Source organism: Nocardioides bigeumensis, assembly GCF_039531755.1.
Taxonomy (GTDB): Bacteria; Actinomycetota; Actinomycetes; order Propionibacteriales; family Nocardioidaceae; genus Nocardioides; species Nocardioides bigeumensis.
Genome location: NZ_BAAAQQ010000011.1, coordinates 170,170 through 191,572, shown reverse-complemented (window position 1 = coordinate 191,572; position 21,403 = coordinate 170,170). Strand labels below are relative to the sequence as shown.

At 71.0% G+C, this 21,403-nt stretch carries 21 protein-coding genes; 14 read left to right on the top strand and 7 right to left on the bottom strand.

Annotation, left to right across the window (positions count from 1 at the left end; all coding sequences use genetic code 11):
* Positions 1 to 34: 34 nt before the first annotated feature.
* The 3 genes from ABD295_RS09985 to ABD295_RS09975 form a co-directional block, all read right to left on the bottom strand.
* On the bottom strand, positions 35 to 340 hold the full coding sequence (locus ABD295_RS09985) for a DUF952 domain-containing protein (RefSeq protein ID WP_344303560.1): 306 nt from the start codon (positions 338 to 340) through the stop codon (positions 35 to 37).
* A gap of 103 nt (positions 341 to 443) precedes the next feature.
* Positions 444 to 1,130 (bottom strand): endonuclease NucS, encoded by a 687-nt coding sequence (gene nucS / locus ABD295_RS09980; protein WP_344303559.1) that lies wholly within the window; start codon positions 1,128 to 1,130, stop codon positions 444 to 446.
* A gap of 34 nt (positions 1,131 to 1,164) precedes the next feature.
* Complete coding sequence (locus tag ABD295_RS09975) at positions 1,165 to 1,893, bottom strand: IclR family transcriptional regulator (protein WP_344303558.1); 729 nt, start codon at positions 1,891 to 1,893, stop codon at positions 1,165 to 1,167.
* A gap of 144 nt (positions 1,894 to 2,037) precedes the next feature.
* Between ABD295_RS09975 and ABD295_RS09970 the strand changes: the two genes are divergently transcribed.
* The 8 genes from ABD295_RS09970 to ABD295_RS09935 are packed head-to-tail and all read left to right on the top strand — an operon-like array spanning position 2,038 to position 10,764.
* Positions 2,038 to 3,639, top strand: coding sequence for an ABC transporter substrate-binding protein (locus ABD295_RS09970; RefSeq protein WP_344303557.1), 1,602 nt, complete (start codon positions 2,038 to 2,040; stop codon positions 3,637 to 3,639).
* A 31-nt stretch (positions 3,640 to 3,670) separates the two neighbouring features.
* Entirely contained in the window at positions 3,671 to 4,708 is a 1,038-nt protein-coding gene (locus tag ABD295_RS09965; RefSeq protein WP_344303556.1) for an ABC transporter permease, read from the top strand.
* Positions 4,705 to 5,583, top strand: a complete 879-nt coding sequence (locus ABD295_RS09960; RefSeq protein WP_344303555.1) for an ABC transporter permease — start codon at positions 4,705 to 4,707, stop codon at positions 5,581 to 5,583. Before ABD295_RS09965 ends, ABD295_RS09960 begins: the two co-directional genes overlap by 4 nt.
* Positions 5,583 to 7,388, top strand: a complete 1,806-nt coding sequence (locus tag ABD295_RS09955) for an ABC transporter ATP-binding protein (protein ID WP_344303554.1) — start codon at positions 5,583 to 5,585, stop codon at positions 7,386 to 7,388. Before ABD295_RS09960 ends, ABD295_RS09955 begins: the two co-directional genes overlap by 1 nt.
* 10 nt (positions 7,389 to 7,398) lie before the next feature.
* Complete coding sequence (locus ABD295_RS09950; protein ID WP_344303553.1) at positions 7,399 to 8,508, top strand: serine hydrolase domain-containing protein; 1,110 nt, start codon at positions 7,399 to 7,401, stop codon at positions 8,506 to 8,508.
* Positions 8,505 to 9,389 carry a beta-keto acid cleavage family enzyme gene (locus ABD295_RS09945; RefSeq protein WP_344303552.1) on the top strand — a complete coding sequence of 295 codons (885 nt, stop codon included), beginning with the start codon at positions 8,505 to 8,507 and terminating at the stop codon, positions 9,387 to 9,389. Before ABD295_RS09950 ends, ABD295_RS09945 begins: the two co-directional genes overlap by 4 nt.
* Positions 9,389 to 10,327 carry a 3-hydroxyacyl-CoA dehydrogenase NAD-binding domain-containing protein gene (locus ABD295_RS09940; RefSeq protein ID WP_344303551.1) on the top strand — a complete coding sequence of 313 codons (939 nt, stop codon included), beginning with the start codon at positions 9,389 to 9,391 and terminating at the stop codon, positions 10,325 to 10,327. Before ABD295_RS09945 ends, ABD295_RS09940 begins: the two co-directional genes overlap by 1 nt.
* The gene (locus ABD295_RS09935) at positions 10,324 to 10,764 is read left to right on the top strand and encodes a thioesterase family protein (RefSeq protein WP_344303550.1); all 441 of its coding nucleotides are present in this window, start codon (positions 10,324 to 10,326) and stop codon (positions 10,762 to 10,764) included. Before ABD295_RS09940 ends, ABD295_RS09935 begins: the two co-directional genes overlap by 4 nt.
* 42 nt (positions 10,765 to 10,806) lie before the next feature.
* Here the strand turns inward: ABD295_RS09935 and ABD295_RS09930 are convergent, their stop codons facing one another.
* Positions 10,807 to 11,175: a winged helix-turn-helix transcriptional regulator gene (locus ABD295_RS09930; RefSeq protein ID WP_344303549.1), complete on the bottom strand. Its 369-nt coding sequence runs from the start codon at positions 11,173 to 11,175 to the stop codon at positions 10,807 to 10,809.
* 101 nt (positions 11,176 to 11,276) lie between these two features.
* Between ABD295_RS09930 and ABD295_RS09925 the strand changes: the two genes are divergently transcribed.
* From ABD295_RS09925 to ABD295_RS09910, 4 genes are all read left to right on the top strand, one after another.
* Complete coding sequence (locus tag ABD295_RS09925) at positions 11,277 to 12,407, top strand: LLM class flavin-dependent oxidoreductase (RefSeq protein WP_344304041.1); 1,131 nt, start codon at positions 11,277 to 11,279, stop codon at positions 12,405 to 12,407.
* A complete protein-coding gene (locus tag ABD295_RS09920) occupies positions 12,404 to 13,015 on the top strand; it encodes an FMN reductase (protein ID WP_344303548.1) in 612 nt (203 codons plus the stop codon). Before ABD295_RS09925 ends, ABD295_RS09920 begins: the two co-directional genes overlap by 4 nt.
* A gap of 100 nt (positions 13,016 to 13,115) precedes the next feature.
* Positions 13,116 to 13,667: a GNAT family N-acetyltransferase gene (locus ABD295_RS09915; protein ID WP_344303547.1), complete on the top strand. Its 552-nt coding sequence runs from the start codon at positions 13,116 to 13,118 to the stop codon at positions 13,665 to 13,667.
* A 74-nt stretch (positions 13,668 to 13,741) separates the two neighbouring features.
* Positions 13,742 to 15,577: a 3-hydroxyacyl-CoA dehydrogenase family protein gene (locus tag ABD295_RS09910; RefSeq protein WP_344303546.1), complete on the top strand. Its 1,836-nt coding sequence runs from the start codon at positions 13,742 to 13,744 to the stop codon at positions 15,575 to 15,577.
* A gap of 104 nt (positions 15,578 to 15,681) precedes the next feature.
* Here ABD295_RS09910 and ABD295_RS09905 read toward each other — a convergent pair whose 3' ends face one another.
* Positions 15,682 to 18,111: a LuxR C-terminal-related transcriptional regulator gene (locus ABD295_RS09905; protein ID WP_344303545.1), complete on the bottom strand. Its 2,430-nt coding sequence runs from the start codon at positions 18,109 to 18,111 to the stop codon at positions 15,682 to 15,684.
* A 343-nt stretch (positions 18,112 to 18,454) separates the two neighbouring features.
* Here ABD295_RS09905 and ABD295_RS09900 point away from each other — a divergent pair, with 343 nt between their 5' ends.
* Positions 18,455 to 19,198 carry a hypothetical protein gene (locus ABD295_RS09900; RefSeq protein ID WP_344303544.1) on the top strand — a complete coding sequence of 248 codons (744 nt, stop codon included), beginning with the start codon at positions 18,455 to 18,457 and terminating at the stop codon, positions 19,196 to 19,198.
* 107 nt (positions 19,199 to 19,305) lie between these two features.
* Here the strand turns inward: ABD295_RS09900 and ABD295_RS09895 are convergent, their stop codons facing one another.
* Positions 19,306 to 19,929: a hypothetical protein gene (locus ABD295_RS09895; protein ID WP_344303543.1), complete on the bottom strand. Its 624-nt coding sequence runs from the start codon at positions 19,927 to 19,929 to the stop codon at positions 19,306 to 19,308.
* Positions 19,930 to 19,982: 53 nt separating this feature from the next.
* Between ABD295_RS09895 and ABD295_RS09890 the strand changes: the two genes are divergently transcribed.
* The gene (locus ABD295_RS09890; RefSeq protein ID WP_344303540.1) at positions 19,983 to 20,789 is read left to right on the top strand and encodes an alpha/beta fold hydrolase; all 807 of its coding nucleotides are present in this window, start codon (positions 19,983 to 19,985) and stop codon (positions 20,787 to 20,789) included.
* 58 nt (positions 20,790 to 20,847) lie between these two features.
* Here the strand turns inward: ABD295_RS09890 and ABD295_RS09885 are convergent, their stop codons facing one another.
* Positions 20,848 to 21,384, bottom strand: a complete 537-nt coding sequence (locus ABD295_RS09885; protein ID WP_344303539.1) for a CGNR zinc finger domain-containing protein — start codon at positions 21,382 to 21,384, stop codon at positions 20,848 to 20,850.
* Between the last annotated feature and the right edge of the window lie 19 nt (positions 21,385 to 21,403).

The following is a 21,403-nucleotide window of genomic DNA, read 5'->3' as shown; positions in this document are numbered from 1 at the left end:
ACGACCCAGTCGAGGACCCCGTCGATTGCCGAGCTCAGAGCGGGGTCACCTCCACGACCGCGACCGGGTTCAGGGCGCCGTAGAGGTGCGGGTAGGTGTCGTCGCCCACCGGGTCCTCCCGCCACGGCACGTCGAGCAGGTCGGTATCGATCGAGAGGAGGACGAGCGGCTCCTCGGCGTCGGCGTAGTAGCGGCTGCGCACTCCCTCGACCTGGTCGTCGCGCGCCGCGTGGATGAACCCCTCTTGCTCGAGGGTCACGCCGCGCGTGCTCGTCGAGTAGGCGCCCGACTCCAGCGCCGCCGTCCAGTCACTCGCCGTCGCGACGTGGTAGATCCGCACCCGGACATCCTGCCCTGCCGATGGTAGAGGAGGTCGCGCGGCCGCCTCGGTGGTCGAAGGAGGTTGCGCTAGCACGCGACGAGGACCCGGCTGCCGATGGGGGTCAGAACAAGCGATGGCTCGGGTCGTCCAGACCCCGCAGGGCGTCGTAGTCGACGACGGCGCAGGCGATGCCCCGGTCGGTCGCGAGGACTCGGGCCTGCGGCTTGATCTCCTGGGCGGCGAAGATGCCGCGGACCTGCCCCTTCGAGGACAGCAGGGGATCGCGGTTGAGGAGCTCGAGGTAGCGGGTGAGCTGCTCGACGCCGTCGATGTCGCCGCGGCGCTTGACCTCGACGGCGACCGAGAGGCCGTCCGCGTCGCGGCAGAGGAGGTCGACGGGACCGATGGCGGTGGGGTACTCGCGGCGGACGAGGGTGAGGCCGTCGGCGAGGGTGGCGGGATGGTCGGCGAGCAGCTCCTGGAGGTGCTTCTCGACGCCGTCCTTCTGCAGGCCGGGGTCCACGCCGAGGTCGTGAAAGGTGTCGTGGAGGACCTCCTCGAGCACGATGCGCAGCGTGTCGTCGGTCTTGGGCGAGGTGACCGTCCACTCGACGACACCCTCGTCGGAGACGCCCTCGCGCAGTTTGCACGGGGGCGACATCCAGTTGAGCGGCTTGTAGGAGCCGCCGTCGGAGTGCACGAGGACCGAGCCGTCGGCCTTGATCATCAGCACCCGGGTGGCCATCGGCAGGTGCGCCGTCAGGCGTCCCGCGTAGTCGATCTGACACCTCGCCACGACCAGTCGCACGAGGAGAGAACCTACCTGCCCCGACGTGCCCGACCTACCTGCCGATCTCGCCCGCCGCGTCCACGGCCACCTCGCCGAGCGCTACGAACCGCTCGTCGGTGATGCGCTCGCTCGGTCCCCAGATGCTCACGACGGCAAGGGGTACGCCCGAGCCGTTGAGCACAGGAGCCGAGACCCCCCACGCCGACGACTCGAACTCACCGCGGCAGGTGCCGTACCCCTGGGTACGCGTGGTGGACAGCGCCCCGGTGAGCTCGGCCAAGGTCGTGATGGTCGTGTCGGTGTAGCGGGGCAGGCGACCGCGCGACGTGACGGTCAAGAGCTTGCGCACCTCGTCGTCGGAGCAGAAGGCGAGGTAGGCCTTGCCGGTGGACGTCGCGTGCAGGGCGACCGACCGGCCGTGCCAGCCGGCCGACACGACCGATCCTGCGCCCGCCTCGGCGACGTACGTCAATGCCCCGTCGCGCATCACCGCCAGCGACGCGGTCTCTCCGGTCTGTGCGGCCACTTGCTGCAGCACCCGCCTCGACGCCTGCGCCAGGGACGTGCCCGCGGCCTGCCCGGCCAGGTCGAGCAACCCGAAGCCGAGGGAGTACCAGCCGGTCTCCCGGTCCAGCCGCACCAGGTGCTCGTGCTCGAGCGTGGTGAGGATCCGCCAGGTGGTGGTGCGGTTCAGCCCGACCGTCTCGGCGAGCGCGGTGGCGGAGCCGGCGGGGCCGGTGGCAGCGGCGACCGCGCGCAGCAGCTTGGCCGCTCGCTCCACGGACTGCAGCCGCGATCCGTGCCCCGACTCCTGCCGTAACAATTGTCTAGCCGTTCGGTCGTGGTCATTGACCTCGGAACGTACCCGCTCTAGGTTCCTTCACACCAGAGCCTCGTTCGGATTGTGCAACAGAGGAGTCACTAAGTGAACCAGCGCCCACGCATCCTCGTCTCTCGTGAGCTCTCTCGGCGGCAGCTCCTCAAGTTCTCCGGCGTCGCAGCCGGCGCCACGCTGGGCAGCAGCCTGCTGGCGGCCTGCGGCGGCGACGACGGCGGAGGGGGAGGCGGTGGTGGTGGCGGCGGCGGCCAGCAGGGATCGGGCGGCCAGCTGATCCACGGCGCCACCGGCGGCGGCAGCAAGGACACGATCGACCCGCACGCGCCGGTCACCAACCCCGACATCGCACGGGTGAGCAACCTCTACGAGCCGCTGTTCTTCTGGAACAACAACTACGAGCTCGAGCCGGCCGTGGCCGAGTCGATCGAGGGCTCCAGCGACGCGACCAAGTGGACGATCAAGATCCGCTCCGGTGTCACCTTCCACAACGGCAAGACCGTGACGGCCGAGGACGCGTGGTTCAGCATCAAGCGGGTCGCCGACCCGAAGGCGCCGCTGTCGGCGGGCGGTCAGCTCTCGCAGATCATCGACTTCGAGTCGACCAAGGTCATCGACGAGACCACCCTCGAGCTGGCCCTCAACACGCCCTACGCGATCCTCGACACGCTGCTGGCCGAGTACACCCTCGGGATCATCCCCACCGACTTCGACATCAAGAACCCGGTTGGCACCGGCGCGTTCATGTTCGACTCCTTCGAGCCGGGCAAGACCAGCACCTTCAAGAAGTACGCCGACTACTGGGGCGACCCGGCGTTCGTCGACGAGCTGGTCATCCAGGACTTCGCCGACGACAGCTCCAAGGTCAACGCCCTGCAGGCCGGACAGATCCAGACGGTCGACAACCTGCCGTACAACCTCGTCGACACCATCAAGGGCGCCGGCGGCGGCGTGCTGGTCTCCGACACGGGCGCCTGGGTGCCGTTCACGATGCGCGTCGACGTGGCACCCTTCGACGACGTCCGGGTCCGTCAGGCCATGCGCCTGATCGTCGACCGGCAGCAGATGATCGACCAGACGCTGAGTGGCTACGGCTCGCTCGGCAACGACATGTACGCGCCGCTCGACGTCAACTACGCCAGCGACCTCCCGCAGCGCGAGCAGGACATCGAGCAGGCGAAGTCGCTGCTGGCCGAGGCCGGTGCCGAGGGCCTCGAGGTCGAGCTCTTCACCGGTGACGACATCGGGTCGGTCGCCCCAGCCGCCGCCAACCTCTTCGCCGAGCAGGCGAAGGAGGCCGGTGTCACGGTCAAGGTCACGAAGAAGACGCCGTTCTACGACGACGACTACCTGTCCTACCCGTTCGCCCAGGACTTCTGGAACACCCGCAACTACATCCCGCAGGCGGTCGTCGGCACGTTCCCGCCCGACCAGGGCGGCACGTACAACGAGACCCACTGGGACAACGCCGAGCACCGCGACCTGGTGAACGCCGCTGCCAAGGAGCTCGACGAGGCCAAGCGCAGGGACCTGCTCCTGCAGGCGCAGGAGATCGAGTACAACGAGGGCGGTCTCATCATCTGGGGCTTCCGTCAGCAGGTCGACGGCTACGGCCCGAACGTCCAGGGCCTGGAGCCGAGCAAGTACCTCCCGCTCGGGTCCTACAAGTTCCAGCACGTCTCGGTCCAGTAGGGCTTCGGGCCCTACGGGAGGGAACCGCACGATGACCGACATCGCGACCGCTCTCCAAGATCCGCTCGACGAGGTCGCCCCGCCAGGGCGCCAGCACGGCGCCATGGCGTGGGTGGTCTGGCTCGCCAGACGCCTCGGCCTGGCCGTCCTGACCCTGTGGCTGGTCTCGGTCCTGACGTTCCTGGCGACGGCCGCCCTCGGCGACCCCGTCCGGGCGATCCTGGGCCGCGACTACAACTCCAACCCCGGTCGCGTGGCCGAGCTGGAGGCCCTGCTGGGCACCGACCAGTCGCTGGTGTCGCGGTACTTCGACTGGCTGGGCGGCCTGCTCACGGGCGACCTCGGCACGTCGCTGGCCAGCGGCGGTCCGGTCAGCGACCTGATCTCGGGCAGCGTGGTCAACTCCGCCGTGCTGGTGTTCCTCTCGGCGGCCGTGATGATCCCGCTGGCGTTCGGCATCGCGATGATCTCGGTGTCGTACCGTCGCAGGCGTCCGGACACCGTGATCCAGACGATCCTGCTGGCCATGGCCGGACTGCCCGAGTTCGTGATCGGCGTGCTGCTGATCGCGCTCTTCGCGACGACGGTGCTCACCATCTTCCCGGCGGTCACGCTCGTCCCGATGGGCGGCGCTCCCTGGGACGAGCCCAAGAGCATGGTGCTGCCGACCCTGACCCTCGTGCTGTGGGTGGCGCCGTACGTCTCCCGCATCGTGCGTGCCTCCCTGCTGGAGGTCATCGACAGCGACTACGTCGAGCTGGCCCGCCTCAAGGGCATCCCCGAGAAGGTCGTGATGCGCAAGCACGCGCTGCTCAACGCGATCGTGCCCGGCATCCAGGTGATCGCCCTCCAGCTGGCCTTCCTGGCCGGTGGTGTCGTGGTCGTCGAGACGCTGTTCTCCTACCCCGGCATCGGCCGGCAGCTCGTGGACGCCGTGCGCAACCACGACGTCGCGACCGTCCAGGCGCTCAGCATGATCATCGCGGGTGTCTACGTGGTGGTGAACCTGATCGCAGACCTCCTGTCCATCCTGTTGACCCCCCGAGCGAGGACGGCGATCTCGTCATGACCGCTGAAGCAGTCACTCCTCCGCCGGCCGCGGAGCCGCCGGCCATCGCACCGGCCGAGCCGTCGACCTTCCAGAAGGCGATGAAGCAGAAGCGCTTCGTCGTCGGCGCTGCGATCACGTTGCTGCTCGTGGCGTTCGTGATCATCGCGCCCTACCTGGCGCCGTTCGGGGAGAACGAGGTGGCCGGCCCGCCCTTCAGCAAGGACGGGCTGCTCGGCACCGACTACCTCGGCTCCGACGTGCTCAGCCGGGTCATGTACGGCGGCCGGTCGATCCTGATCATCGCGGTCTTCGGCACGTTGCTCGGCATGGCGCTCGGCATCGCGATCGGGGTCGTGGCGGCGTACGGCGGCGGCTGGTGGGACGAGGTGCTGATGCGCTTCAACGACGTCATCCTGTCGTTCCCGCAGATCCTGCTCGCGCTGCTCGTGCTCACCGCGATCGAGCAGCCGACGGCCTGGATCCTCATCTTGTTGGTCGGCATCTCGCACGCTCCGCGTGTGGCGCGTCTCGCGCGCGGCGTCGCGCTCGGCATCGTGTCGCGCGACTTCGTCATCGCGGCCGAGGCCCTCGGTGAGAAGCGCACCCGGGTGATCCTGGCCGAGGTGCTGCCCAACATGAACGCGCCGCTCCTGGCCGAGGGCGGGCTGCGGCTCACCTTCTCGATCGGCCTGGTCGGCTCGCTCGGCTTCCTGGGGTTCTCCGCCGACCCGGGAGCGGCCAACTGGGGCCAGATGATCCAGGAGAACCGCCTGGGGCTGGCGACCCAGCCGTGGGCGGTGGTGGCGCCGGTGCTGATCATCGCGATCTTCTGCATCGGGACGAACCTGATGGCCGACGGCATCGCGCAGGTCGCCCAGCGAGGAGAGAACTGATGACGGCCACCAGCGGGAGCCTCGTGAGCGAGGAGAAGCAGGGCGCGGGTCTCGTCGTCCAGGACCTCGGCGTGATGCTCACCGGCAAGCCGGTCGACGTCGTGGACGACATCGACCTGGTGCTCAAGCCGGGTGAGGTGGTCGGCCTGGTCGGTGAGTCCGGCTCCGGCAAGACCACGGTCGGGACGTCCCTGCTCGGCTACTCGCGCGCCGGTGCGTTCATCTCGTCGGGCAAGGTGCTCCTCGAGGAGCGCGACGTGCTGACGATGCACTGGCGCGAGATGCGCCAGGTGCGCGGCGAGGAGATCGCCTACGTCCCGCAGGACCCGGCCTCGGCGCTCAACCCCAGCATCCGCATCGGCCGCCAGATCGTGGAGCTGCTCGAGCTGCGCGGTATCGGCACCAAGGAGTCGCGGCTCCAGGGGGCTCGTGACGGGCTCGAAGAGGTCGGGCTCCCGAGCGACGACGAGTTCCTCTCCCGCTACGCCCACCAGCTCTCGGGTGGCCAGGTGCAGCGCGTGGCACTGGCCATGGCGTTCCTGCCCAAGCCGAAGGTGCTGGTGCTCGACGAGCCCACGACCGGCCTCGACGTCACGACGCAGGCGATGGTCCTCAAGACGATGGCGGCGCTGTGCAAGTCCCATGGGGTCAGCGCCCTCTACGTCACCCACGACCTCGCGGTGGTCGCCAACATCGCCGACCGGGTCGCGGTGATGTACGCCGGCCAGATCGTCGAGCTGGGGCCTCGCGACGCGTTGTTCCGCAACCCGTCGCACCCCTACACGCGGGCGCTGCTCGACTCGATCCCGCACCTGAGCCAGGCGCGGGCGCTGACCGGGATCCCCGGGCGCACGCCCGCTCCTGGTGCGCGCCCCTCCGGCTGCCGTTTCAACGACCGCTGCTCCTTCGCCATCGACGAGTGCCGCTCCGGCGTGCCCGAGCTGCGCACGATCGCGCCCGAGCACGACGTCCGCTGCATCCGCGCGGAGCAGATCGGCACGTGGGACATCTCCCGCGGCGCGGTCCCCGACGCGGACCCGGACAAGAAGCGCGAGGTCATCCTCTCGGTGGAGGGCCTCAACGTGTTCTATGGCCGCAAGCACGTCGTCCACGACGTCAGCTTCGACCTCGCCAAGGCGGAGGTCGTCGCGCTCGTCGGCGAGTCGGGCTCCGGCAAGACCACGATCTCGCGGTCGATCGGCGGCCTGCACAAGGACTGGACCGGCGTCATCAACTTCGAGGGCGACGAGCTCGCGAAGGGGGCTCGCCAGCGCAGCGCGCTCAACCGCAAGCGCCTGCAGTACATCTTCCAGAACCCCTACCTGTCGTTGAACCCACGGCTGACGATCGAGCAGATCGTCAAGCGGCCGATGGAGCTCTTCGGCATCGCCTCGGGCAAGGAGGCCACCGACCGTGCGGTCGACCTGCTCGACCAGGTCGCCCTCGGCCCGCGGATGCTGCGCTACCAGGCGAGCCGGCTCTCGGGAGGCGAACGCCAGCGCGTCGCCATCGCTCGCGCGCTCGCGGCCGAGCCCGACGTGATGATCTGCGACGAGATCACCTCGGCGCTCGACGTGTCGGTGCAGGGCTCGATCGTCGAGCTGCTCGAGGGGCTGCGGCTCTCGCGCGGCATCAGCATGGTGTTCGTGACCCACAACCTCGCGCTGGTGCGCTCGATCGCGGCTCGCGTGGAGATCCTCCAGGCCGGCCGGGTGGTGGAGGCGGGGCCGGTGGTCGAGGTCATGGACCACCCGAAGCAGGAGTACACCCGCAACCTGCTCGCCAACAGTCCCCGGATCGACTGACCGGGGCTCGATGCCGACGCGAGCGCCAGAGTCCCGACTCTCGGGCCTGGTCTTCACCGACCCACAGGCCGACCCCGCGTGGGAGCGGTCGGTCGTGCCCGCGCGCGCCGCCGCGGAGCTCCCGACGAGCCTCCGCTCCGTCGACGTGCAGGTCGCGGGCGCCGGCACCACGTGGGACCTCGAGGCCTGGCGGGCGGAGACCCACACGCTCGCCCTGGTGCTCGTCCAGGACGGGACCGTCGTGCACGAGTGGTACGCCGACGGGCTCGACGCGAGCACGACGTTCCTCGGTGCGTCGATGAGCAAGTCCGCGCTCGCGCACCTCGTCGGTCGTGCGGTGCGCTCCGGCGCCCTGGACGTCGACGACGAGGTCACGGCCCACGTCCCCGAGCTGGCCGGGTCGGGGTACGCCGGCGTCCGGGTCCGCGACCTTCTCACCATGACCTCCGGCGTCGACTGGGTGGAGGACCACCGCGATCCCGAGAGCCTGGCCTCCCGGCTGCTCGGCTCCTTCCTCGACGGTGGCGACTCTCGTGGACTGCTGTCCCTGGTCGGTGCGGGCACGGCCCCCGGCACGCACTACGCCTACTGCACCGCCGACTCGCAGGTGCTCGACTGGGTGCGCGAGCGCGCGACAGGACGTGCCTTCGCGGACGAGCTGACCACCTTGTGGGCGGAGCTGGGTTGCACCTCCGACGCGTACGTCGGCGTCGACGGCGCCGGCGTGGCTCTGGCCGGCGGTGCCGTGACCGCGACGGCCCGTGACTGGGCGCGGCTCGGCATGCTGGCGGCCGAGAGGTCCGAGTGGGCCGACGCGGCCGCGCGGCCGGCCCACCCCTTCCTGGCGCCGGGTCGGCTGCCCAGCTCGCTCACGGCCCACGCCGGCTTCGGCTACCACTGGTGGCCGCTCGACACCGCCGGCCGCCGGGTCGTCGCCGACGGCAGCCGCGGCCAGTTCACCGCGGTCGACCGCGAGACCGGCGCCGTCGTGGTCAAGACGTCGCTGTGGCCGTACGACGACGCCTGGGCCGACCGGCACTTCCGTGACCTGAGCTATCTCGGTCTGCACACCCTGCTCGACGCGCTCGATCCACCACACGAAGAGAGGCACCGCCCGTGAACCGCAACGTCATCATCACCTGCGCTCTGACCGGGGCCGGCGACACCGTCGGCAGGTCGGAGCACGTGCCGGTGACACCTGAGCAGATCGCCGAGGCCGGTATCGCGGCCGCTCGTGCTGGTGCGGCGATCGTGCACGTGCACGTGCGTGATCCCGAGACGGGCAAGGGTTCGCGCGAGGTGGCGTACTACCGCGAGGCCGTGGAGATCATCCGCGCCTCCGACGTGGACGTCATCGTGAACACGACGGCGGGGATGGGCGGCGATCTCGTGCTCGACCCGCAGCACCCGACGTCCTTCGTGGAGGGCACGGACCTGGTCAGCGGCGTCGAGCGGCTCGCGCACGTCGAGGAGCTGCTGCCCGACATCTGCACCCTCGACTGCGGCAGCCTCAACTTCGGGGAGGGCAGCCTGGTCTACGTGAGCACCCCGGACATGCTGCGCGAGGGGGCGAAGAGGATCCAGGAGCTCGGTGTCCGGGTCGAGATGGAGATCTTCGACACCGGTCACCTGTGGTTCGCCAAGGAGCTCGTGGCCGAGGGGCTCATCGACTCGCCGGCGATGTTCCAGCTCTGCATGGGGATCCCGTACGGCGCCCCGGCGGACCCGTTGACGCTGCAGTCCATGGTGGCCCAGCTGCCCGAGGGGGCGGTGTGGGCGTCGTTCGCGCTCGGTCCGATGCAGATGCCGTGGGTCGCTCAGTCGATCCTGCTCGGGGGGCACGTGCGGGTGGGGCTCGAGGACAACCTCTACCTCCGCAAGGGAGTCAAGGCGACCAACGCGCAGCTGGTCGAGCAGGCGCGCACGATCGTCGAGGGCATGGGTGCCAAGGTCGCCACACCTGACGAGGCCCGTGAGATCCTCAAGCTGAAGGCACGCTGATGCGCCCTGACCCCTCCGCGGTCCGCACCGTCGTGTGCGCCGGCACCGGCGTCATCGGCGGTGGCTGGGTGGCCTACTTCCTGGCCCGCGGGTACGACGTCGTGGCCTGGGACCCGGCGGCGGGCGCGGAGGAACGGCTGCGGCACCTGGTCGACGCGGCGTGGCCCGCGCTCACCGAGCTCGGGCTCGCCGAGGGGGCCGACCGCTCCCGGCTCACCTTCGAGCCCGACCTGGCGAGGGCCTGCGCGCGGGCCGACTTCGTCCAGGAGAGCGCACCGGAGGACCTCGACCTGAAGCGCCGGCTGCTCGCCGACATCGATGCCGCGACCCCGGCCGGGGTGGTGGTCTCGTCCTCGACGTCGGGCTACCCGATGACCGACATGCAGACCGAGTGCGCGACACCCGGCCGCACGGTGGTGGGCCACCCCTTCAACCCGCCGTACCTCATCCCGTTGGTGGAGGTGGTGGGCGGCAAGCTGACCGACGACGACGTGGTGGCCTGGGCGTCGGACTTCTTCCGGCTGGCCGGGAAGTCGGTGATCACCATGGAGCACGAGGTGCCCGGCTTCATCGCGAACCGGCTGCAGGAGGCGCTGTGGCGCGAGGCCCTGCACATGGTGGCGTCGGGGGAGGCCACCGTCGAGCAGATCGACTTGTCGATCACCGACGGCCCCGGTCTGCGCTGGCCGATCCACGGGCCGATGATGACCTTCCACCTGGCCGGCGGGCAGGGCGGGATGGCACACATGCTCGACCACTTCGGCCCGTCCCTCCTCGCGCCCTGGACGAGGCTGACCGCACCGGAGCTGACCACCGGGCTGCGCGACGCGGTGGTCGAGGGCTGCGAGCGGGAGGCCGAGGGCCGCACCATCGACGACCTCGTCGCCGAGCGCGACCGCGGGGTCATCGCGGTGCTGCGAGCGCTGGGCCGGGCGTGAGCCTGACGGTCTGGCGCGAGCCCGTCCAGGAGGCCTGGATCGACTACAACGGGCACGTCTCGGAGCCCTACTACGTCCTGGTGATGGGGCACGCGACCGACGCCGTGATGGACGCGCTCGGGATGGGCCCCGACTACCAGGCCGCGCACGACTCGTCCTTCTACACCGTCGAGGCGCACGTGCGGTACCTCGCGGAGATCCGCTCCGGCCTCGAGCTCGAGGTGCGGTCGTCGGTGATCGGGTACGCCGGCAAGCTGGCGTGGTTCTGGCACGAGCTGTGGGCCGATGGTCGGCTGCGTGCGACCGAGGAGGTCCTCGGCGTCCACGTGAGCGCAGGTGCCTCCACGCCGTTCCCCGCCGACGTGCTGGCGCGGCTGAGCGAGGTGACCGTCGAGCCTCCCGAGGCGGCGAGCCGCCGGATCGCGCTGCGCACGTAGGGGCCCACACCCGTGGTCCGCCGGCCGCCCGGCGACGACGGACTAGGGGCGGAGCCGCCGCAGGAGCGCGTGGTGCCGGCGGCCGTAGTCCTCCACGGCGTCGAGGACCGGTGCGAGATCGCGCCCTGCCGCGGTGAGCTCGTAGCGGACGGTGCCCTTGTCCTCGGTACGCCGTGCGAGGCCCCACGCGCACAGCTCGCGGAGCCGTGCCGTCAGCACGGCATCGGTGACGCCGGGCAGCTCGTCGCGCACCTCGCCGTACCGCTCGGCTCCGCCGAGCAGTGCGCGTACGACGCCGCCGGCCCAGCGGCGGCCGAGCAGCAGCATCGCCGCCTCGAACGGCTCGCAGACGGCGAGGTCGCCTGAGCCGGCCGCGCGGCGGCCGATGGTGGGAGTGGTCGTCTCGGTCACTATGTAGTTCAGAGTAGCCGAGAGCGCCTGAGCACCTGGGAATACCCCGAGCACTATCTTGTTCATAGTGGCAGGACCACTACCTTGGAGGCATGAGCGCGATGCAGTTCGGCATCTTCACCGTCGGCGACGTCACCCCCGACCCGACGACCGGCCGGGCACCGACCGAGCACGAGCGGATCAAGAACACCGTCGCGATCGCCGAGAAGGCCGAGGAGATCGGCCTCGACGTCTTCGCGACCGGCGAGCACCACAACCCGCCGTTCGTGCCGTCGTCGCCGACGACCCTGCTCGGTTACATCGCCGCCCGCACCGAGCGGCTCATCCTCTCCACCTCCACGACGCTGATCACGACCAACGACCCGGTCAAGATCGCCGAGGACTTCTCGGTCCTCCAGCACCTCAGTGACGGACGCGTCGACCTGATGCTCGGGCGCGGCAACACCGGCCCGGTCTACCCGTGGTTCGGCGAGGACATCCGTCAGGCCATCCCGCTCACCGTCGAGAAGTACGACCTGCTCCGCCGGCTCTGGCGCGAGGAGGTCGTCGACTGGGAGGGCCAGTTCCGCACGCCGCTCCAGGGCTTCACCCTCGCGCCGCGCCCGCTGGACGGCGTAGCGCCGTTCGTGTGGCACGGATCGATCCGCACGCCCGAGATCGCCGAGCTCGCGGCGTACCACGGTGACGGGTTCTTCGCGAACCACATCTTCTGGCCGGCCTCCCACACCGAGCGGATGATCGCCTTCTACCGCCAGCGCTTCGAGCACTACGGCCACGGCGCCGCCCACCAGGCGATCGTCGGGCTGGGCGGGCAGATCTTCATGCGCCGCAACAGCCAGGACGCGGTGCGCGACTTCCGCCCCTACTTCGACGTGGCCCCCGTCTACGGTCACGGCCCGTCCCTGGAGGACTTCAGCGCGCAGACGCCACTGACCGTCGGCTCCCCGCAGGAGGTGCTGGAGCGCACGCTCGGCTTCCGTGAGTACGTCGGCGACTACCAGCGCCAGCTGTTCCTGGTCGACCACGCCGGCCTGCCGCTCAAGACGGTGCTGGAGCAGCTCGACCTGCTCGGCGAGATCCTGCCCGACCTGCGCGCGGGCTTCGCCGAGGGCCGCCCCGCCGACGTCCCGGACGCGCCGACCCACGCCTCGCTCGTCGCGGCCCAGGCGGGCCGGGCCAGCGGGACCAGCCGGACCAGCCGGGCGACCGAGCCGGCCGAGGCGCTGTCGTGACGAGCCTGGTGGTGGTCAGCGGAGGCCTGCGCGAGCCGTCGTCGACCCGCCTGCTGGCCGACCGCTTGTCCACAGCCGTGGTCGCCGACCTGAGGCGGGAGGGCGTGGACACCACGGTCGAGACGATCGAGCTGCGCCCGCTGGGGCACGCGATCATGGACGCGATGCTCACCGGCTTCGCCGGTGACGCGCTCGACGGGGTCATCGGGCTCCTGCGCGGCGCCGATGGGCTCGTCGCGGTGACGCCGTCGTTCAACGCGTCCTACAGCGGACTCTTCAAGTCGTTCTTCGACGTGCTGCCCGAGGAGACGCTGAGCGGCATGCCGGTGCTCATCGCCGCGACCGGTGGCACCGAGCGGCACTCGCTCGTGCTCGAGCACGCGCTGCGGCCGATGTTCTCCTACCTGGAGGCGGTCGTCTCGCCGACGGCGGTGTACGCCGCCACCGAGGACTTCGGCAGCGTCGACTCCGAGGGAGCACTCAGCCGACGCATCGACCGAGCGGCCTCGGACTTCTCACGGCTGCTGCGCTCGTGCGGCGCACGCCAGCCGCGGGACGCCTGGGGCGAGGAGCTGGGCGCGATGCAGAGGTTGCTGGGTCTCGACTGACCGCTCGGCTCTCGACTGACCGCTCGCAAGCTCGCTGCTCGACCACCGAAGGTGTCGAAGTGGGTTGCTGTTGTCCGTGGGCACGGGCAGGCTCGTGCCCATGCAGACCGGGGGATCGCCATCAACCCAAGCCCACGCCGTCCGTCCGGCTGAGCCGGCCGACCTGCCCCTGCTCGCCGACATCGAGGACGCCGCCGACCAGCTCTTCACGTCCGTCTTCGGCGACGTCGACTGGGATCCGCCTTCCGACGGCGCCGAGCGCGCCGCGGAGCCCGGCATCCTGCTGGTGGCCGGAGACCCGGTCGTCGGCTTCGCCCACGTGCTCTTCCTCGACGGCGAGGCGCACCTCGAGCAGATCGCCGTGCACCCCAGCTCGATGGGGCAGGGCATCGGCACCGCCCTGCTCGAGGCCGCCTGCCTCGCCGCCCGGGAAGCGGGGTTCACCGAGATCTCGCTGACCACCTTCGCCGACGTCCCGTGGAACGCGCCCTTCTACGCCGCCCGCGGGTTCGCCGTGGTCGAGGACCTCTCTCCCCGCCACCAGGCGCTGCGCGCCCACGAGCAGGCGATGGGTCTGGACCGGCACGGTCCCCGCGTGGTCATGAGCCGGTCCCTCGGGGGGCCTGCACCCCCTCTCGCCGCGACGTCCTGACACCGACGGCGTCCGCTCGTGAGGTACCTCACGAGCGGTCGGGAGGCGTCCGACCCCGTGACATGATGCCCGCCATGACCAGCGACAACGGCCAGGCAGACGCGTCAGCGGCGACATCTGGGGGGCGCACCTTCGAGACCATCGGGGTGATCGGCCTCGGGACCATGGGCGCCGGCATCGCCGAGGTCTTCGCCCGCAACGGGTTCGCCGTGGTCGGCGTCGAGCAGAACGACGCAGCGGTCCAACGGGGCCGCGAGCACCTCGAGCACTCCACCGGGCGAGCCGTCGCCCGCGGCAAGATCACCGAGGCAGAGCAGCACGAGATCCTGGACCGGATCACCTTCGCCACCGACCTCAAGGCGCTCGCCCACGCAGACCTGGTCGTCGAGGCGGTCATCGAGTCCCTGGCCATCAAGAAGGACATCTTCCGCCGGCTCGACGACGTCGTCCGGCCCGACGCGATCCTGGCGACCAACACCTCGTCCCTCTCGGTCACCGAGATCGGCACCGCCAACCGGAGCCCGGGGCGCGTCATCGGCGTGCACTTCTTCAACCCCGCCCCGGTGCAGAACCTCGTCGAGATCGTCCGGACGGTCGTCACCGAGCCGAGCGTGCTCGCCGACGTCGAGGCCCTCATGGGCCGGGTGGGCAAGAACCCCGTCATCTGCGGCGACAAGGCCGGGTTCATCGCCAACACCCTGCTCTTCGGCTACCTCAACCACGCGGTGTCGATGTTCGAGAACAAGTACGCCACCCGCGAGGACATCGACGCGGCGATGCGCTTCGGCTGCGGCTACCCGATGGGACCGCTCGCGCTGCTCGACCTGATCGGCCTCGACACGGCGTACGAGATCCTCGACACGATGTACAAGGAGGGCCGCGACCGGCTGCACGCGCCCGCGCCGATCCTGAAGCAGATGGTCATCGCGGGCCAGCTCGGCCGCAAGTCCGGCCACGGCTTCTACACCTACGCCGAGCCCGACAGCCACCAGGTCGTCCCCGACTTCCGGACCCCGAAGGAGTCCGACCAGCCGCAGCTGCGCCACGACATCCGCACCGTCGGGGTCGTCGGCACCGGCACCATGGCCAGCGGGATCGTCGAGGTCTTCGCCAAGGCCGGGTACGACGTCCTCTTCGTCGGCCGGACCGCCGACAAGGTCGCCACCGTGAGCGCGACCGTCGAGCGTTCGCTCGACAAGGCGATCCAGAGGGGCAAGCTCCCCGAGGACAGCAAGGCGGAGATCCTCGGCCACCTCACCGGCAGCACGTCGCTCGACGACCTCGCCGGGGTGGACCTCGTGGTCGAGGCGATCGCCGAGGACCTCAACGTCAAGACCACGCTCTTCGAGAACCTCGACGAGATCTGCAAGGAGGGCGCCATCCTGGCGACCACCACCTCCTCGTTGCCCGTCATCTCGCTGGCCACCGCGACCAAGCGCCCGCAGGACGTGGTGGGGATGCACTTCTTCAACCCCGCGCCGGTGATGAAGCTGGTGGAGATCGTCTCGACCGTCGCCACGTCCGACGACGTGGCCGAGACCGCCCGCGCCCTGTGCGCCTCTCTCGGCAAGGTGCCTGTCTCGTGTGGCGACCGGGCGGGGTTCATCGTCAACGCGCTGCTGTTCCCCTACCTCAACGACGCGGTGAAGATGCTCCAGGCCCACTACGCCACGGCCGACGACATCGACACCGCCATGAAGCAGGGCTGTGCCCTCCCGATGGGACCCTTCGAGCTGCTCGACGTGGTCGGCAACGACGTGAGCCTGGCGATCCAGCGGGAGCTCTACCTCGAGTTCCGCGAGCCGGGGTTCGCGCCCGCGCCGCTGTTGGAGCACCTCGTCACGGCGGGCTACCTGGGTCGCAAGACCCAGCGCGGCTTCCGGGACTATTCGTCGAGCAGTCGGCCGTGAGGAACGAACGGCCGGCGTCGCTCGACGAGGTCGAGTAGCCCCGCGACCGAGCTCGCGAGGTCGCGCCAGGGCGTATCGAGACACCGGTGAGCCGACCCTCGGTCTCAGCTGCGGAGGTCAGCCACCATGACCGCCAGCTTGGCCCGCGAGCTGATGTCGAGCTTGCGATAGATGTGCGACAGGTGCGCGTCGACGGTCCTCGGTGACAAGAAGAGCTCGCCGGCGATCTGCCGGCTGGTCTTGCCGTCGGCGACCCGCTCGGCGACCTGGCGTTCGGCCTTGGTGAGCGAGTCCAGCGCGGAGACGGTCTCCTCGTGGTGGTCGGCGAAGACGGCGGCGGCTGCTTCGATGGCGGCCGAGGTGGCCTGACCGTCCTCGATCCAGCCGTCGGGGACGGTGCGCGCCGGATCGATTCGCTTGAGCGCGGCGTACCCCCAGGGGACGGCGAGCCGCGGTGCTCGCAGGGCCCGGGCGACAGCGGCCAGCTGGCGTGCCTGGCGGCTGCCGCCCCGTCGATCGGCGGCCAGGGCCAGCCCGTCGAACGCGTCAGCGACGCGCAGCGGCATCGGCATCGCCGCGGCCTGCTCAAGGGCGTAGAGGAACGTCGTCGCCGCCTGCTCGGGCTCGTCCTGGGCCAGCAGGGCGTGCGCCAGGGTGAGTCGTCCGTCGACCGCGTCGCGCCCGAGCCGGCAGCTGTCGGCCAGCACGACGACGTCGGCGGCGAGTCCGGCCGCCCGGGCGAAGTCGCCGGCCAGGAAGTGGTCGCGGGCGTCCTGGGCGAGCACGGGCAGCCGCACCGCCCAGGGGAGGCTCTCCCGGTCGACGGTGTTGGCAGGGGTCTCGGGCTCGATCTGGCGGAGCACGACCTCCGCGAGGAGCGCCATCCTGTCCTCGGCGAGCTTCTCGGCCTCGCGCAGGGCGCCACGCGCAGCAGAGGCGGCCTCGACCGAACGGCCCTGCTCGAGCGCGATCCGCGCCATCAGCGTGCGGACGGACAGCGTCACGAAGCGCTCGACGTTGGCCGACGTGAGCGAGTGGATGCGCTGCGCGCTCTCGGTCGCCTCGGGGAACTCGCCGCGCGAGACCTGCACGTCGACGATGGTGCGCATCGCCGCGGCCTCGACCTGGCCGGTCGGGTCGAGCGCGATCGCCCGTCGCGCCTCGGTCTCGGCGTCGGTCAGGACGCCCGCGTCGAGATGCATCTCCGCACGGATGGCGGCGTTGCGGGAGAGCTCGAGCGCCGGGTCCGGCGCCGCCTCCGCGTGCTGGTCGGAGCGTTCGAGGAGCCACAGGCCCTCGTAGGTGCCGCGCACCTCGGAGGCGGCGATGCCGGCTCGCCGCGCGACCTGGGCGCCGATCGCCGCCGGGCCGTCGCCGCTGACGATGACCTCCTCGAGGATCTCGACCGCCTCGCGCGCCCGCATCGCGGTGTAGAGCGAGGAGAAGACGCGGTTGGCGAGGCCGTAGCCCAGGTCGCGGGTCGCCGGGTCCGCCACCGCGGCGGTGATCGCCGCTCGCATGACCTTCAGGTCGGCGAGCCACGGCGCGTCGGCGGCGCCGGAGTTGAGGTCGACCGGCGCCACCCGGTCCGCCCAGCGGATCAGGCCCTGGGCTGCCTGCGCGGCATCATCGGTGGAACCGGCGAGGATCGCGCCGTGCCGGCGGATCGGCGTCAGCATGTCGAGGCGCCCGTCGGGGCGCACCTCGATGAGGCTGCGACGGGCCAGGCCGGCCGCCAGTCCCGCCGCGTGGTCACGGGACACACCGACGATGTCGGCCAGGACGTCGATGCTCACCGGCACCGTCATCTGAGCCAACCGCCGGAAGCAGCGCCGCTGCTCCTCGTCGAGCAGCTCGAAGGACGCGTGCACGGCCTCGGTGAGCGACGCCGTCGGCGCCACGTTGGTCAGCCCGACCAGTGCGATCTGCACGGCCAGCTGCTCGATGAGCAGGGGGAGCCCGCCGGTCGCGGTCAGCAGGCGGCGTACGTCGGGGCCGTGCTCGGCCAGGTCGACGGGGTACCCCCCGGCTGCCTCGATGCGCGCCAGGAACAGGTCGACCGCCGGTCCGGCGAGCGGCTCGTGCGCGCCGGGGACCGGCAGTGGGCCGACCCGCACCACCCGCTCGCCCGGCTGGCCCGCCATGGTGCGCGCGGTGAGCGCGATCCGGGCTCCGCTGGTGGTCTCGACGAGCTCCTGGAGCGCGGGACCGAGCCCGTCGGCGTCGACGTCGACGCCGTCGACCACCAGCAGCGTGTCGGTGCCGTCGAGCGCCCGGCTGAGCGCGCCGCGGGTGCTGTCGCCGGGAGCCGCCTCGACGTGCATGCCGTCGAGGCAGGCAGCCAGGATCGACTCCGAGGTGCGCAACCCCTGCGCGTTCACCCAGGTCGACGGCTCCCGACGGGCGGCGAGATGCCGCACCAGGAGCGTCTTGCCGCTCCCGGGCGGGCCGACCACGCTGACCCAGCGCGCGCTCGACAGCGCATCGTCGAGCTGGAGGTGGACGCGCTCGCGCCCCAGGCACGGGGTCAGCACGGGCACAACCTATCGCGGGTGTCCGGTGAGCCCGAGTGGGATTACGTAGGACTACCGATGCCCGGACAGCGGCGTCCGGGCCAAGGTAGTGCTCGTCCTCGCAGCGCCGGACCGATCGGGGGACGGGCCGGGCGACGAGGACGGCGCACAGTGCGAGACGTGGCCGCGGGTCTCAGGGGAGCCCGCGGCCACTCCGTCTGCTCCGTCGACGCGGACTCCGCGTGCCGTCGAGCACGCGAGCTCCGGGGTTCCTACGCCACCCCGGAGGTCCGTCCGCCGAGGCCGTCTCTGGCGTGAGCGGCCTTGGCGGACGGCCGTACGCTGCCCGCATGAGGATGCCGTCATGAGGATTCTGGTGTTCCTGGGGCTTCTCGTCCTCGGCGCCCTCGTGGTCGTGGCCGTCCTTCGTGCTCACCAGCGGCGCGCTGCCGAACGCAAGGCCGCCGAGCTCGACCCGGTGAAGCAGCTCGCCTTCGAGGACATCACCGCCCTCGGGGTGGAGCTGCAGGACTTCGACCTCGAGCTTGCCGGGCGGGAGCTCGACGCGGGCGCGCGGGCGGACTACCAGCGGGCGCTCGACGCGTACGACGCCGCGAAGACGGCCGGCGACCGGATCACCGCCCCCGACGACATCCGGCACATCACCGGGATCCTCGAGGACGCGCGCTACGCGATGGCCTGCGTGTCGGCGCGGGTGGAAGGCCGGCCGCTGCCGACCCGGCGACCCCCGTGCTTCTTCGACCCGCGACACGGTCTGTCGGTCACCGACGTGACCTACGCGCCTCCTGGCGGCGCGCCCCGAGCCGTCCCGGCGTGCGCGCTGGACGCCGAGCGGGTCCGGGTCGGTGCCGAGCCCGACGTGCGCCAGGTGATGGTGGGCTCCCGGCGGGTGCCCTACTGGCAGGGCGGCCCGGCGTACCGCCCCTACGCGATGGGCTACTTCGGCGCCTTCGGGCCGATGGACTGGATGTTCATGGGCCTGATGTTCGGGGCCTTCGACGGGCTCGGCGAGGGCATCGGAGCGATGGCCGAAGGCATCGGTGACGGCCTCGGCGGGATGTTCGACGGCATCGGGGACATGTTCTGAGACGGCCAGGCTGACCGTGCGCGTCGAAACCCGATGAGACGACAGGTGACCGTGGGGACGGCCCTACGCACCTCACCGGGCTTCGTGACCTCGCTCAGCTGCCCTCCTCAACCACCGGACAGCGCGAGGCCGCCGGTCAGCTCCATCAGGCGGGCGGCGACGAGGTCCAGGTCGGCGCGCTGGGCGACGGGGTCACCGGACGGCAGCACGGAGCTCCACTGGACCAGGAAGCTGCCGCGCAGCTGGCCGGCGCCGGTCGGGCGGGCGAAGACCCCCCAGTGCAGGTGCTCCAGCCCCTCGCCGTTCCTCGCGACCTGGACGCGCGGAACGTTCAGCACGTCGACCGCCGCGCGTTCGAGGGCTACCAGGAGCTCGCCCTGACGGCGTGCCTCCTGTGCCGTCAGGGCAGCGAGGTCGGCGTGCCGGCGCGGCATCAGGTAGGTGACGAGCGGCAGCGCGAACGGCTGGAAGGGGACCCCGAGCATGAAGAGGTCGTCGCGCCAGTAGATGTACTCGTGCGCGTCGTCGGCCTGACTGCGCTCGCAGATCGGGCAGTCCTCGACCGTCAGACCCCCGCGGAGCGGCTCCTCGCCGGGACGCTCCAGGGCGCGGACGGCGCCCGACTCGTCGAGCGGGAACGAAGGCGCCGACCGCCACTCGGGCGGCCCGTACCCGTCCTCGGCGATGCGTGCACTGACCCGGTCGTACCACTCCTGCGCTGACTCCGGCATCCGCACATTCTCCCTCGGCCCTGCTCCCTCCCCCCGCCGCGTAGCCTTCTCTGGTGCCACCAGGACCCTTGTTCACCAGGACGCTCGGCGAGCGCGGGCCCCGGTTGGTCTTCTGCCACGGGCTGTTCGGGCAGGGGCGCAACTGGACCCAGGTGGCGAAGGCCTTCGCCGACGACCACCGGGTGACCCTCGTCGACCTGCCCGACCACGGCCGGTCTCCGTGGACCGACCGGTTCGACTACCCGGCGATGGCCGAGGAGCTCGTGCCGTTGCTCGAGGACGGCGACCCCGTGGCCCTGGTCGGCCACTCGATGGGGGGCAAGGTCGCGATGCTCGCGACGCTGGCCCACCCGGAGCTGGTCGAGCGGCTGTGCGTGGTCGACGTGGCGCCGACGACGTACGCCTCGGCCAGCGAGTTCGAGAGGTACGTCGCCGCGATGCGGGCGCTCGACCTCGAGAGCCTCCAGGGTCGCGACGACGCCGACGCGGGGCTGGCCGAGGCGGTCCCCGACCCGACCGTCCGTTCGTTCCTGCTGCAGAACCTGCGGCGTGAGGGAGATGGCCAGGCTGTCGGATGGCGCTGGCAGATGAACCTCGACGTGCTGGGCGACAACCTCGACCTCCTGCGCGGCTGGCCCGAGGAGGCCGCGGCCGACCTGCCGCCGTACGACGGGCCAGTGCTGTGGATCGCCGGTTCGGAGTCGGCGTACGTCCGCGACGAGCACGCCGAGACCATGGAGCGGCACTTCCCGAAGGTCCGGCGGGTGAGCGTCAAGGGCGCCGGCCACTGGGTGCACTCGGAGCAGCCTGCGGTCTTCATCGAGGTGCTGCGGAGGTTCCTGGCCGCCCGTCGATCCTGAGCTCCGTGCTGTGGCTCCGTGCTGTGGCTCCGTGCTGTGGGGCTCCGTGGAGGGCGGCCTACGGAGAGGCCTGGCGGGCCCGGTAGGCCGCGACGGCGTTGCGGTTGCCGCAGGTGGTCGAGCAGAAGCGTCGTGAGCGGTTGCGGGACAGGTCGAGCACGATGCCCTCGCAGCCCTCGTCGGCGCAGATGCCGAGGCGCGACATCTCGTCGGCACGGATCACGTCGATCATGGCCATCGCGGTCTCGACGGTGATCCGTGTGGCCAGGGGGGCCGACTGGTCGACGGCGTGGAGGTGCCAGTCCCAGTTGTCGTGGCGGGCGAGCTGGGGGAGTGCCTGCGCCTTGGCGAGCATCTCGTTGACGATCTCGACGGCGTGGTCACGCTCGGCGAGGAAGAGCTCGCGCAGCACCGGGCGCAGCTCGTGGATCGAGCGCAGCTCGTCGAGGTCACGGTCGCGACGACCGGTGTACTCGTACTGCGCGAGGAGCGCGTCGAGGTCGGCGACGGTCTCCAGGGTCTCCGGATCCTCGGCGGTGTTGACCAGCTGCACGGCCGCCTGGAGGTTCACCTCGGTGTCATGGGCGAAACGCATGTTGACAGGTTACCTCACG

Bases quoted from the DNA above. Each gene is read 5' to 3' on its own strand.
- ABD295_RS09965 (WP_344303556.1), top strand. From the start codon at position 3,671: ATGACCGACATCGCGACCGCTCTCCAAGATCCGCTCGACGAGGTCGCC.
- ABD295_RS09960 (WP_344303555.1), top strand. From the start codon at position 4,705: ATGACCGCTGAAGCAGTCACTCCTCCGCCGGCCGCGGAGCCGCCGGCC.
- ABD295_RS09955 (WP_344303554.1), top strand. From the start codon at position 5,583: ATGACGGCCACCAGCGGGAGCCTCGTGAGCGAGGAGAAGCAGGGCGCG.
- ABD295_RS09950 (WP_344303553.1), top strand. From the start codon at position 7,399: ATGCCGACGCGAGCGCCAGAGTCCCGACTCTCGGGCCTGGTCTTCACC.
- ABD295_RS09940 (WP_344303551.1), top strand. From the start codon at position 9,389: ATGCGCCCTGACCCCTCCGCGGTCCGCACCGTCGTGTGCGCCGGCACC.
- ABD295_RS09925 (WP_344304041.1), top strand. From the start codon at position 11,277: ATGCAGTTCGGCATCTTCACCGTCGGCGACGTCACCCCCGACCCGACG.
- ABD295_RS09915 (WP_344303547.1), top strand. From the start codon at position 13,116: ATGCAGACCGGGGGATCGCCATCAACCCAAGCCCACGCCGTCCGTCCG.
- ABD295_RS09910 (WP_344303546.1), top strand. From the start codon at position 13,742: ATGACCAGCGACAACGGCCAGGCAGACGCGTCAGCGGCGACATCTGGG.
- ABD295_RS09900 (WP_344303544.1), top strand. From the start codon at position 18,455: ATGAGGATTCTGGTGTTCCTGGGGCTTCTCGTCCTCGGCGCCCTCGTG.
- ABD295_RS09895 (WP_344303543.1), bottom strand. From the start codon at position 19,929: ATGCCGGAGTCAGCGCAGGAGTGGTACGACCGGGTCAGTGCACGCATC.
- ABD295_RS09885 (WP_344303539.1), bottom strand. From the start codon at position 21,384: ATGCGTTTCGCCCATGACACCGAGGTGAACCTCCAGGCGGCCGTGCAG.